This window comes from Emticicia soli (assembly GCF_037860775.1).
Lineage (GTDB): Bacteria > Bacteroidota > Bacteroidia > Cytophagales > Spirosomataceae > Emticicia > Emticicia soli.
Genome location: NZ_JBBEWC010000019.1, coordinates 72,311 through 84,772, shown reverse-complemented (window position 1 = coordinate 84,772; position 12,462 = coordinate 72,311). Strand labels below are relative to the sequence as shown.

The following is a 12,462-nucleotide window of genomic DNA, read 5'->3' as shown; positions in this document are numbered from 1 at the left end:
TGAAGTCACAATTAAGAAAACCTCAAATCTCTGCGGCATGACCATTCCAAAGCGAAAGCCCTAATATCAATGAGACTATATCTATTATTTATTCTTTTATGCCCCTTATTGGTTTTTGCGCAAGAAGATAGAGAACCATTGTTCAGCTCATTTGATGGCACAAAAATCTATTATGAAGTTACGGGCGAGGGTACGCCTGTTGTGCTCTTGCATGGCTTTATGAGCAGTAGTAAATCCTGGAAAAGAGGGCTTTTGATTCAGAATTTAGCCGAAAACGGCTTCAAAGTAATCAATGTTGATCTACGGGGTAATGGTCTATCAGATAAACCTCATTTGCTGGAAGCCTACCAAGATAATGCCGAACTAAAAGATGTAATGGCATTAATGAAGCACCTTGGCTGCAAAAAATACTATGTAGTGGGTTATTCGAGAGGGGCTATTCTTGTAGCCAAGCAGCTAACGCTAGATAAACATATCATGAAAGCCGTAATTGGCGGCGCAGGTGTTGATTTCACAAATCCGAATTGGGAACGTAGAAAAATGTTTGCCGAAGCCTTTTCGGGCAAAGCACATTTGTATCCTGAAACCAAAGGCGCTATTGAAAGTGCTAAACGCAATGGCGTTGATACTTTGGTAATGGGTTATCTGCAAAAAGTACAGCCTACTACCCTACCTACTGAACTCCGAAAAGTTAAAAAGCCTGTGCTTGTTATTTCGGGCGACCACGATAACGACAATGGAGATGTAGCCGCATTAGCCAAACTTATTCCGAATGCTACGCTGAAAACCGTTCCGGGGAATCATGGAAACACTTCACAATCAGAAGCATTTGCTAAGGAGATTCTTGCTTTTTTGAAAGAAAAATAAAACTTTTATTGATTTATTAGCGGCATGATATTCACCAAAATAAGAGACCCAAGATTTATTACTATTCGCCGTGGTGGCACGTTAACAGATGCCGACCATCATTTGCTTGCACTATGGGCAGCCACTTGTGCTGAACACGTGTTGCACTTTTTTGAAGAGGCAAAACCTGATGATAATCGCCCACGCATAGCTATAGAAATGACAAGGGCATGGGTACGGGGTGAAATTCCGATGAAGCAAGCGCATCAAACCGCCTTTATTGCCAATGCCGCAGCCAAAGAAGTTTCGGGAGCGGCAAAAGAAGCTGCGCTGGCCGCAGGCCAAGCCGTAGCAGTTGCCCATGTAGCCGCCCATGAATTGGGTGCAGCGGCTTATGCCATTAAGGCTGCAAAAGCAGCTGTCTCAGAAAATGGAAGAGATGAAGCTGGACGCAAAGAGTGCGAATGGCAACGACAACAACTACCAGATGCCATTCGTGAATTGGTACTCGACGACCAGAAATTACGAAATCATGTATGTTGGTTTGCGTTCGATTACTGAACAGAATTGTAACTCAGGCTTCGGCTACATCTAGTATTATTCTGAAAGTAGTTCCTTTATCAAGCTGGGTTTCTTTTACATACAGCCGCCCTTCATGATAGTTTTCAATAATACGCTTAGCTAAAGTTAACCCTAAACCCCAACCTCTTTTCTTAGTACTAAAACCAGGTCTGAATACCTTACGTAAGTTAGACTGCGAAATCCCCTTACCTGTATCTGTTACATCAATAGCTATGCGGTTTTTACTAAGCGGCTGTATCAATACTGATAATTCACCTTTGCCACTCATGGCATCTACGGCATTTTTACAAAGGTTTTCTATTACCCATTCAAACAAATGTCTGTTTACATCTACCAAAACATCATTAGGTATCTGGCTGGTAAAATATACTTTTACTTTTGTCGAAATCCTTCTTTCAAGATACTTCAATGTCTGCTCAACTATTTCAACTATCTTTTCCTTATTCATCTGCGGAATAGACCCAATGTTTGAAAAACGAGTAGTAATTGTTTCTAATCGTTTTACATCTTTCTCCATTTCGTCGCCTATGCTGGCATCAAATTCAGGATTTGCTCTTAGTACCTCAACCCATGCCATCAAGGCTGATATTGGCGTGCCCAACTGGTGAGCAGTTTCTTTGGCCAAGCCAACCCATACCCTATTCTGCTCAGCCTTGCGAGACGAACTATAGGCGATATAAGCCAAAGAGCCAAAAATAAGAAAAGTACCAATCAACACATAAGGAAAATAGCGCAATTGCCTTACTACTACCGAGTTGCTGTAGTACACATAACCTTTATCTTTACCAACCACAAACTCAATAGGAGGATGCTCCTGCCCCATTTCGGCTACTAGATTATACTTAAAATCCAGCTTCTCGCTTTCAGTCCATTTTTTCTTTTTGTCTTCCAACTCCGGAATATTCTGAGAGTAGTCAGAGGGTACACCATTCATGACTATAATCATTGGCACAGTTTCGTTGGCTTCCAGCATTTCTTGTACATAGGTGTACTCACAGTCTGACCCATTTTGCTCTATCGTAAAGCTAATTCCCGCTGCATATAAAGACGCATATTTTTTTTCTCTTTCTTCAACCTGTAGTCCCAGTTGAGTAAAATAATACAAGACTCCTGCGCCAATTATTAGTAAAAGAAAAATAAGTACAAATCGCCATCCTGTAATTTGCTCGTAAATATTAACAAACACCTCTCGTCGTGCCATGAAAAATCAGATTTTGTATAGTTTTAGGGTAAAGGTGTATCTTTCAGAGTACCCTTTAATGATTCTCAACTATTGAAACGAAAAATAATCAACTTTTAGTTTTGTGTATTTCTTCTTACCCAAAAATAGATAAACTTCTATTAAGACGGGAATATTTTCATTTTTCACTATTTTTGCAATTATTATCGATATTTAATTGCTTTCGTATGTCTGCCTACCATGTACCTGTTATGCTCAAAGAATGCCTCGATGGCCTTAATCTTAAGCCAGATGGCGTTTATGTAGACGTAACATTTGGCGGCGGTGGGCACTCAAGAGCTATTCTTGAACACCTTACCACAGGTAAGCTCTACGCTTTCGACCAGGATGCCGACGCAAAGGCCGAGTCAAAACTGATAGATAGTAAAAACTTCACTTTCATTGAAGCCAATTTCCGTAGTATCAAACAATATCTACGCTTGTTTGGCGTAAAAAAAGTAGATGGCATATTGGCCGACCTTGGTATATCGTCTCATCAGATTGATACCCCTGAGCGTGGTTTCTCGACCAGATTTGATGCTGAGCTAGATATGCGCATGAACCAGACGGCTGACATAACAGCCAAAAATATTGTTAACGAATATTCGGTTGAGCAACTGCACAAAATTCTGGGCATGTATGGCGAGATACAAAACGCCCGCACAGCCGCCCAAGCTATTTATACAGCCCGCCTCAATAAAAGCATCGATACCATCAATGATTTAAAAAATACCTTGCAGAAATTTACACCTCGTGGTAAAGAGAACAAATACTTTGCACAGGTTTTTCAGGCTTTGCGCATTGAAGTAAATCAGGAAATGGCTGTTTTAGAAGAGTTTTTGCAACAAACACCAGAGGTATTGGATATTAACGGGCGACTGGTGGTGATGTCTTATCATTCACTAGAAGACCGATTGGTGAAGAACTTTATACGCAGTGGTAAGTTTGGTGGAGAAGTAGAAAAAGATTTTTTTGGAAATGATTTAAAACCCTTAGAGGCCGTTAATAGAAAAGCAATAGAAGCCAGTGAAGAAGAGAGACAACAGAACCCAAGAGCCAGAAGTGCAAAATTGCGTATAGCGGAGCGTTTAAAATAAGTGAATGAGATGGTAAAAATAAGTGTAATGGTTCTGACCTATAAACACGAAAAATTTATTCGTAAAACGTTAGATTCCATTCTGAGCCAAAAAGTAAATTTTCGTTTCGAAATACTGGTAGGAGATGATGCTTCGCCTGATAATACGCAAGCGATTATTAAAGAATATCATGCAAAATATCCTGATATTATTGTTCCCTTACTACACCAGAAAAACCTCGGTGGCTTCGGGAAGAATAATACCCTGGTGGCATTGGAAGTAGCCAAAGGCCAATACGTTGCTCCTATGGATGGCGACGACTACTGGACTGATGATAATAAACTACAAAAAATGGCTGATTTTCTGGACGCTTATCCTGATTATGTAGCCTGTTTCCATAATGCCGAAATTATCTTTGATGATGATTCTCACCCGAATCAATTTGTTAACCCGCCCGACCAAAAAGAGATAGTAACCGTAGAAGACTTTATTGGAGAAGACGAAGTATGGTTTATTGCTACCTCGGCCATTTTGTTCCGTAATGGCATAATTACACATTACCCGCAATGGTTTCATGAGTCGAAAAGCGGCGATATACCTCGTTATATTTTATTGGGCAAAAATGGCGGCAAGTTTAAATACATAAACGAGGTGATGTCGGTTTATCGTAAAAACCGCCATACAGGCATGAGTTTTACCGATGGCTATACCGATGCAGAATTTCTTCATAATCGCATTGGCATGTATCGCGGCATAGATCAGGAACTCAACTATAAGTTTCACCAAACTCTCAATAAAAACATTGCCCGTTATTACAGAATGCTGCTCGATAGCAAACAATATGTTGATAAGTACAACAAAAAGGTATTTGCTGCTATTCAGTATCTGCGATTAGGCAAGCCATCGGCTGAAATCAAGAAAGAAATTATCAGAGAATATATTTTTCCTAAATGGCTCAGTAAAACGTATAGTTTTTTTGCCTTGTTGCCTCATCGTATCAAAAATAGTTTCTAACATTACGCTACATGAAATCTACCAACCCTAAGGTTAGTGTTTGTATTCCTACTTATAACCACGAGCAGTTTATCAGACAAACGCTCGATGGTGTGCTGATGCAAAAAACTGATTTTGATATAGAAATTGTGATTGGTGACGATGCCTCGACTGATAATAACCAAGTCATCATAAAAGAATACATTGCGCAGTACCCACATCTTTTCAATGCATTTCTGCATCAGGAAAACCAAGGACCTAAAGAGCCAAGAGAATTTGCCGGACGTAACAATGTACTTTCCATTTTAAAGGCTTGTAAAGGCGATTATGTGGCTTTGTGCGAAGGAGACGATTACTGGACAGACCCATTGAAACTACAGAAACAGTTTGATTTTATGGAGTTCAACAAAGATTATATGGTTTGCCACCATAACATGACGGTGATTTATGAAGATAAATCGCCAGAGCATTTTTTTAATGAGCCAGCCCAGAAAATACATTCCACAATTAAGGATATTCTGGAAGACCGTTGGTTTATTGCTACTGCCAGTACTTTCTACCGCAATTATTTTCGTGACCACGATTTTGTAGAATGGCACAGCAGGGCTGCCGCCGGCGACTGGGCACTGGTAATACAACTGGCCGCCCGTGGCGATATTCATTATATTGCTGAACCAATGGGTGTTTACCGAAAACACCGTGGTGGGCTAAGTAACGTACAAGCACCGACCAATGTAGGCTTTCTGAAAAACCGTAAACAGATGTTTACTGATGTGAACAAATGGCTCGATTTTAAGTATGACTCAACCGTTAAGGAAACTTTAAGGCGATACGACGAACAAATTGAAGCATACGAGCGTAATTTTTCCTAATTTTGCAATACAACTGATTTCTTAAATAGGTGTCCTCTAAAGAAGCAAGAGGTTTGTTTATATGAAAATAACTATTGTTACTCCACTTTTTAATGACTGGGATTGTTTGTATCAGCTAATCGAACAAATACGATTAGTTTTGACACCTACAAAATACCATGATTATAGAATATTAGTGGTTGACGATTGTTCGAGTCAGGAGGTTGATGGAGATAAATTGAAAGGACATCCTGTCGAAATCCTCCATCTGAACAAAAACCTTGGGCACCAAAAAGCCATAGCCATTGGTTTATCTTACCTCAATGCCAACTCAAACAACGATTTTTTTGTGGTAATGGACGTAGACGGTGAAGACAAACCTGAGCATCTACCAATTCTACTCGACGAGGCATCGTCAAACGGAGGAAAAGAGATTGTTTTTGCCCGCCGAACCAAACGTAAAGAGAGTTTTTTCTTCAAGATTTTTTATAAAATCTATAAGTATGCGTTTATTTTCCTTACGGGTAAGGTTATCAATTTTGGTAATTTTTCAGTAATTCCGAAAAAATTACTGGATAAAGTTACGCACGTATCCGACATCTGGAATCATTATCCTGGGGGTATTATCCGTTCAAGACTGTTATATAAGTCTGTCGGGCTTGAAAGAGGCGAGCGATACACAGGTAAATCTAAGATGAATTATACTTCTTTAGTAATACATGGGCTAAGTGCGGTTGCAGTTTATATCGATACGGTATCTGTCCGCCTGCTGATTGCTATTTCATCGCTCATTCTGGTAGCGATTCTATGCATAATTATTGTTTTTGTCAACAGTGTGAGCATTCCTACTTGGGGAGTCTTGCTATTTTTCGGAATTCTGATGCAGGCTTTCCTGAGCGCTTTGATTTTGGTTTTCACAGTGCTCTCGTATCGGGTAAATTTCAATTTTCTTCCGGCAGCGCACTTTCAGGATTACGTTGAGTCTGTAGAAAAATTTTAAGGCCTTGTTATCCCGGAATACTCACACAAACTATCTTTTTGAATGAAAAATAAAGCAGGTATATATTTTCTGATTCTGGCTCCTATTATTGCATTTTATATTTTTGTTTATAAAAATGCTTTCAACATCGGGTGGAACGACGACTGGCACGGCATTGAAGGTTTTCTGGCAAGCTGGATGCAGCAAACCACTTTCTGGGAAAAAATCACCCTCTTGTTTTCACAAATGTGCGAGCACCGAATTATTTATGTAAGGCTAAGTACCTTGCTTTGCTATAACCTATTCGGCGAAGTAAACTACAAGATACTCATGCTCATGGGTGTTTCGTATCTGCTTATTCTGCCATTTGTTTTCTATCGTTTACTGAAAGAAATCAATGTAGGATTGGCCTATCTTGTGCCAATTATCTTTATTGTTTTCAATACTCAGCCTATCGAAAACATCTTCTGGGCTATTACCTCTTTGCAACCAAATGTGGTTATTATCTTTGGGCTTTGGGGTTTTGGCTTACTACTATTCAACAAAAAAGCCTGGGCGTTTTATCTGGCCAATGTGCTCTTTTTTGTGGCTATGTTTACCAATGGCAATGGCATGTTTTCGTTTCTGGCGGCCATTCCTGTGATTTTATATGCACGCACCAAAAGCGAAAAAATACAGTTTGCGGCCATAGTAGCTTTTAGCTTCTGGTTATATTTTCATAATTTCCAGAAACCCGGCATCAGACCCGACGTGATGGTTAACATCACCCAATTTCCACATATTATAGTAGCTGATTTCTTTGCATTCTTCGGTTCGCCTATCGATAGCACCGTGCAGGTTTATAATATTACTGTAAAACATACAGTAGCTATTATTATGGGCTTACTCATGATTGGCTGGCTGGCTGTTATGCTGTTTACTTTTTTGTATTACCGCTTTTACCCGAAAGCCAAAAAAAATATGCATAACTGGTTTTACAGGCTTTATAATAAACTAATGCAGTATCCGAAGTTCAACTTATACCTGTTGGCGGCATTTATTTTTGTGGGTTTAAGTGGGGCAGCCTTTGCAGCATCAAGAGCAAGCCAGGGCATAGAGCAGGCCTTTGCAAGCCGTTACAAAACGGTTTCGCTTATTATGTTTATAATCTTGTATCTAAGTACATTTAATATATTACCTGCTAGTCGATGGAAAAACTACTTACGTATTTCTATTATTGCAGGTTTATTATTCAATCTGTTTTCGTACTACGAAAGTTGGGACGATGTAGAAAATCGTCGCCGTTTCTTTGGAACAACGATTCTGAACTGGAAAAACAACGGGCGTTATTATTACTATGCCTTTGAAAACTCTCGTAATCCTGACGACCACGCTCCTATTACCCAATACCAACGTTTGCCGATTCCGCCGTTCAATTATGCAGGTTTTGTACCGGGTATCATGAAATACGTGAACGATATACTTTGGATTAGCCGTGTACATTTCAAAAACTACACGCCCCCTGCCGAAATAGATGTAATGAATAAAGCCTTATACGAAAATCAGGTGGCTAGTACAGGTGGCGAAGCTGTTAAGATAACTGATGGTTTTAATACCTTCCGTATTGAGCTTGCTAACGTGTTTGTTCCGTTTGGCACAAGATACGATGGCTACTACGCTATTTTCACCAACGACAAAAATCGTCTGGCGTTTCCATTAGAAACACAAGCCAATAAGTTTACCAATTTTCTGAGCACACAAAGGTTTTATAATAATCAGATTGATGCCATCGTGGCTAAGCCTGATATACCAAGCGGACAATTTAGCATGAAAATAGGAAAACTCGAAAACAACCAGTTTAAGGTTATTAAAGAACAAACAATTAGCATTCAATAGACAAAATAAATAGCATCTGATATGAAATTAAATATAATAGGTGGCGGAATGACCGGATTAGCAGCAGCCTATATAGCAGCCAAACAAGGTATAAAAGTAACTGTTATAGAAGGGAGCGATAAATTTGGTGGCCTACTGAATACCTTTGAAATTGGCGGCAATCAGCTAGAACATTATTACCACCATTTTTTCACACAAGATGCCGAGCTTCGTTGGTTGCTACAAGATTTAGGAATTGCCGATAAAGCCTTTTATAAGAAAACCACCATGGGGGTTTTCAGAAATGGCAAAATATATAATTTCAATTCTCCTATCGACCTTCTGAAATTTAAACCTGTGGGTTTGCTAGGAAAATTACGATTTGGCTTAACCAGTATTTTTCTTGGCAAATTTGCCAAATGGAGAGAAAATGAAGACAAACCTACACTAGAATGGTTCTATAAATGGGCAGGCCGAGACATAACCGATGCACTCTGGAAACCCATGCTTAATATCAAGTTTGGCCCTTATGCCAATCAGGTGCCATTATCGTGGATGATAGGCCGTATGGCTCAACGTTTGGGTTCTCGTAAAGAAGGTGATGAAAGTTTGGGCTATATACAAGGCAGTTGGAAAACCCTGATAGAGGTACTTCTGAAGAGATTGGAAGAAATGGGTGTTGAGCTAATTAAAAACGAGCCTGTTGAAGAGTTTAAGATTGAGAATAACGAAATAAAAGGCATCAAAACTAAAAACTTGCAACTGGAAGGCGATAAGTTTTTATTGACGATTCCGTCAATTTATTTTGATAAGATTAAAAATTCATCGCTCGATGCCAATGGTATTGAATACTTTGGTGCGGTGTGTACTATTCTGGAGCTGAAAAAATCGTTCAGCCATATTTACTGGATGAACGTGGCCGACCAGGGCTTTCCGTTTGGTGGTGTAATTGAGCACACCAACTTTATACCTAAAGAGCAATACAATGGTTCGCACATTGTGTATCTGTCTCGCTACTTTGCTATGAGCGAAGACTTAGCAAAAATGAGTAACGACGAAATCAAGGCCGTGATGATTCCGCCATTGAAGCGTATTAACCCTGAGTTTTCAGAAGACTGGATTAAGAATGTGTACATATTCAAAACCAATACAGCCGCTACCGTGTGCGACCTGAACTTCTCAGATAAAGTACCAGCTTGCGAAACCCCAACCAAAAATCTGTATATAGCCAATATGGCGCATATTTACCCTGACGAACGCAGCACCAACAACTCTATCAGAGTTGCGGCCGAGGCTTGTAAGGTAATGGGCGTAAATGCTGATTTTGTACCTTATGGCGCATCGCTTTCAGGTAAAATCGGTTTCGGAGAGAATTAATAGATATAGCCTTATATATATTATAGCTACACAATGGATAGATTTATATTCTTGTGTAGCTATAATTATTTTATACCCATCAAGAACTACTTATTAAACTTTTCACACAAAGTCAGTCTATTTATATTGGTTGTTAACATCAAGTTATGGTTAACAAATCAGTTTTAATCTCCGAACTCTTATTTAACGGTCATATTATTTTTCAATCGTTTTTTGTCCATAAATTCCCTTTAGCGTTCCCATCTGTCAATTTTTTTTGAGTTTGCAAACTATTTTGAAAAATAGTTGAATAATTTTTCAAGTATAAAACTTTTTGTGAACTTCGGGCGTTTATACATCATACGCATTTAAAAAGCGAAAGTCTTGTTTCCTCAACGAAGCAAGACTTTTTTATTGCTATATTTTTCTTCTTTATCCTTTTGTGCTTCAAATACTCTATCTTTGCGACTCGAAACATTCGCACTAAGCCCTTGTTATAATGATTTCTATTGTAATTCCCATTTTTAACGAAGAAGAAAACCTCCAAAATCTTTATAATCGATTAACTACTGCTGCTCCATCATGGGGAGAAGATTATGAAATTGTACTTGTAGATGATGGCTCTCGTGACAGTTCATTAACAATGATGCGTGTAATGGCAGCAAAAGATGCTCGTGTAAGAGTAGTAAAACTCTCACGCAATTTTGGGCATCAACCTGCTATATCGGCAGGTATTCAGACCGCCAAAGGCGATGCGATTGTGATTATGGATGGTGACCTGCAAGACCCACCGGAAGAATTGCATAGATTTTTAGCCAAATGGCGTGAGGGCTACGAGGTAGTATATGCAGTAAGAACCAAACGCAAAGAAGGTTTCTTTAAGAAAATTGCCTACGCTACATTCTACAGAATTCTGGCATGGATTTCAGACATTGAGATTCCACTCGATTCGGGTGATTTTTGTGTAATGGACCGCAAAGTGGTAAATGTATTGGTACACGAAATGCCCGAGCAAATACGCTTTGTACGTGGTATGCGTGCCTTTGCAGGCTTTAAGCAGATAGGCGTTACCTACGAAAGAGCCGAAAGAGCCGCAGGAGAAGTAAAATATACCTTTAAGAAATTGGTTCAGTTGGCATTAGATGGCTTGTTTGGCTTCTCGAACTTCCCGCTTCGTTTGGCAACTTATATGGGTTTCTTTATTGCTATTCCTTCATTCTTTATAGGTATTTTCTTTGTGCTGCATCGCCTAATAGGCTTTAAGGTTTTTGGCCATGCGCCCGAAGAAACACCCGGCACAGCATCGCTGGCAGTGGGTATGTATTTTCTGGGTGGTGTTACGCTTATTATATTAGGTATTCTGGGCGAGTACATCGGCAGAATATACATTGAAGTAAAAAAACGCCCATTCTTTGTTATTGACGAAGTGATTGAGAAGAAGTAAACTTGTGCTATAATGCATTATGAAAATGCCATCTCTTTACAGAGCATGGCATTTTTATTTAAAGATTAAAAGTATTTTTTTACTATTAAATAAAAGCGATAAAGGTAATTTCAAATATTCCATAATTATAAAATGAAATATAGATTAGTTAAAGTTTTAAGAAATATTTACAGTTTTTCTGTGAGTGAAAATAAAATTATTATCTCTGATAAAAACTCATTCAATATAATTGCGTATGACCTTTTATTTAATGAAATATGGCGTTACTCATTATCAAACATATCAAAAGTTAAAATTTTAAACGATTTAATTTATGCGGAAAATATTTTTGGCAATGAAAATCTCATATTGGATTCACAAGGAAACTTGATTGAAAATTTGGTAGACAAAGGGATTTCTCTTGATTATTTTTCTTCTTCGTCTGTAAGGGAAAAGGCAATTTGCAAAACTGACGAGGGACTATTAGGAATTTATGATTTAGATACTGAAAATATCTTATGGCAAAGTTCATTGATAACTGGTTTTGGAAGTTTGATTAGTAATAACGCTATATTTTGCATTTCTCAAGAAACAGGAAGTATACATTCTTTGGATATAAACATTGGAACTTCAAATTGGCAATTTTCATCATCTGATATAAAAATTAATAATTATGATTCTACGTCAGGCGATTTTTTTAGGATTATAAATCTCTTACAAGGAGTTTTAGTTGTACATGCAAGGATATCAACTGATATATTGGTTGGATTAGATGCTGAAAAAGGAAAATTACTTTGGCAATTAGCTGATTTTGAATACGAAGGTGTACAGTACCCTCATTTGAACTCTGACATATATCGAATTCGTAGCAATACAGAAAAGACTCGTTTGATTGGTATTAATAGACGCTTCATTGAAATAAATCCATTAGATGGCAAAGTATTAAAATATACTCCCATTACACCTCAAGATAAACAAGGAAAATTTACAGAATATAATGGTGAGGGGCTTATTCCATTTGATGGTAAAGCACAAGGTAAGTATGTTTATTTCAGTGCTGCAGTAAGGGAAGAAGATGGGCGGGCAGCAGCTCTACCAGCCTCTGTTGGGGTGTATAATATGGAAACAGCACAAATAGAATGGTTGCATGTTTTTAAAGAATTTTGGCAAGGTGGTGGAAATGCCATATCAGAACATATACCTCCATTTATATCAAATAACCGCTTATATGTATTAGATATTAAAGGCACTTTACACATCTTCGAGAAAGAAGATTAATATCA

At 38.5% G+C, this 12,462-nt stretch carries 11 protein-coding genes; 10 read left to right on the top strand and 1 reads right to left on the bottom strand.

All coding sequences use genetic code 11. The annotated features are described in order from the left end of the window. The first annotated feature begins 69 nt into the window (after nt 1-69). Both WAE64_RS23165 and WAE64_RS23160 read left to right on the top strand, forming a co-directional pair. Nucleotides 70-867, top strand: coding sequence for an alpha/beta fold hydrolase (locus tag WAE64_RS23165; RefSeq protein WP_340240307.1), 798 nt, complete (start codon nt 70-72; stop codon nt 865-867). 24 nt (nt 868-891) lie between these two features. Further along, a complete protein-coding gene (locus WAE64_RS23160) occupies nt 892-1,407 on the top strand; it encodes a putative immunity protein (RefSeq protein ID WP_340240306.1) in 516 nt (171 codons plus the stop codon). A 13-nt stretch (nt 1,408-1,420) separates the two neighbouring features. Here WAE64_RS23160 and WAE64_RS23155 read toward each other — a convergent pair whose 3' ends face one another. Then, a complete protein-coding gene (locus WAE64_RS23155) occupies nt 1,421-2,629 on the bottom strand; it encodes a sensor histidine kinase (protein WP_340240305.1) in 1,209 nt (402 codons plus the stop codon). A gap of 206 nt (nt 2,630-2,835) precedes the next feature. Here WAE64_RS23155 and rsmH point away from each other — a divergent pair, with 206 nt between their 5' ends. From rsmH to WAE64_RS23115, 8 genes are all read left to right on the top strand, one after another. Then, entirely contained in the window at nt 2,836-3,744 is a 909-nt protein-coding gene (gene rsmH / locus WAE64_RS23150; protein WP_340240303.1) for a 16S rRNA (cytosine(1402)-N(4))-methyltransferase RsmH, read from the top strand. 9 nt (nt 3,745-3,753) lie between these two features. Then, entirely contained in the window at nt 3,754-4,737 is a 984-nt protein-coding gene (locus tag WAE64_RS23145; RefSeq protein ID WP_340240301.1) for a glycosyltransferase family 2 protein, read from the top strand. A gap of 11 nt (nt 4,738-4,748) precedes the next feature. Next, nucleotides 4,749-5,588, top strand: a complete 840-nt coding sequence (locus WAE64_RS23140; protein ID WP_340240298.1) for a glycosyltransferase — start codon at nt 4,749-4,751, stop codon at nt 5,586-5,588. Between the two features lie 61 nt (nt 5,589-5,649). Further along, nucleotides 5,650-6,567, top strand: coding sequence for a glycosyltransferase (locus WAE64_RS23135; protein WP_340240296.1), 918 nt, complete (start codon nt 5,650-5,652; stop codon nt 6,565-6,567). A gap of 42 nt (nt 6,568-6,609) precedes the next feature. Next, nucleotides 6,610-8,421, top strand: coding sequence for a hypothetical protein (locus tag WAE64_RS23130; RefSeq protein WP_340240295.1), 1,812 nt, complete (start codon nt 6,610-6,612; stop codon nt 8,419-8,421). A 21-nt stretch (nt 8,422-8,442) separates the two neighbouring features. Further along, complete coding sequence (locus WAE64_RS23125) at nt 8,443-9,777, top strand: NAD(P)/FAD-dependent oxidoreductase (protein ID WP_340240294.1); 1,335 nt, start codon at nt 8,443-8,445, stop codon at nt 9,775-9,777. Between the two features lie 478 nt (nt 9,778-10,255). Next, entirely contained in the window at nt 10,256-11,200 is a 945-nt protein-coding gene (locus tag WAE64_RS23120; RefSeq protein ID WP_340240292.1) for a glycosyltransferase family 2 protein, read from the top strand. 132 nt (nt 11,201-11,332) lie between these two features. Then, nucleotides 11,333-12,457: an outer membrane protein assembly factor BamB family protein gene (locus WAE64_RS23115; RefSeq protein ID WP_340240290.1), complete on the top strand. Its 1,125-nt coding sequence runs from the start codon at nt 11,333-11,335 to the stop codon at nt 12,455-12,457. The last annotated feature ends 5 nt before the right edge of the window (nt 12,458-12,462 follow it).

What these genes read in the sequence shown, in the direction of transcription:
- WAE64_RS23165 (WP_340240307.1), top strand. Translation starts at nt 70, where the DNA reads ATGAGACTATATCTATTATTTATTCTTTTATGCCCCTTATTGGTTTTT.
- WAE64_RS23160 (WP_340240306.1), top strand. Translation starts at nt 892, where the DNA reads ATGATATTCACCAAAATAAGAGACCCAAGATTTATTACTATTCGCCGT.
- WAE64_RS23155 (WP_340240305.1), bottom strand. Translation starts at nt 2,629, where the DNA reads ATGGCACGACGAGAGGTGTTTGTTAATATTTACGAGCAAATTACAGGA.
- rsmH (WP_340240303.1), top strand. Translation starts at nt 2,836, where the DNA reads ATGTCTGCCTACCATGTACCTGTTATGCTCAAAGAATGCCTCGATGGC.
- WAE64_RS23145 (WP_340240301.1), top strand. Translation starts at nt 3,754, where the DNA reads ATGGTAAAAATAAGTGTAATGGTTCTGACCTATAAACACGAAAAATTT.
- WAE64_RS23140 (WP_340240298.1), top strand. Translation starts at nt 4,749, where the DNA reads ATGAAATCTACCAACCCTAAGGTTAGTGTTTGTATTCCTACTTATAAC.
- WAE64_RS23135 (WP_340240296.1), top strand. Translation starts at nt 5,650, where the DNA reads ATGAAAATAACTATTGTTACTCCACTTTTTAATGACTGGGATTGTTTG.
- WAE64_RS23130 (WP_340240295.1), top strand. Translation starts at nt 6,610, where the DNA reads ATGAAAAATAAAGCAGGTATATATTTTCTGATTCTGGCTCCTATTATT.
- WAE64_RS23125 (WP_340240294.1), top strand. Translation starts at nt 8,443, where the DNA reads ATGAAATTAAATATAATAGGTGGCGGAATGACCGGATTAGCAGCAGCC.
- WAE64_RS23120 (WP_340240292.1), top strand. Translation starts at nt 10,256, where the DNA reads ATGATTTCTATTGTAATTCCCATTTTTAACGAAGAAGAAAACCTCCAA.
- WAE64_RS23115 (WP_340240290.1), top strand. Translation starts at nt 11,333, where the DNA reads ATGAAATATAGATTAGTTAAAGTTTTAAGAAATATTTACAGTTTTTCT.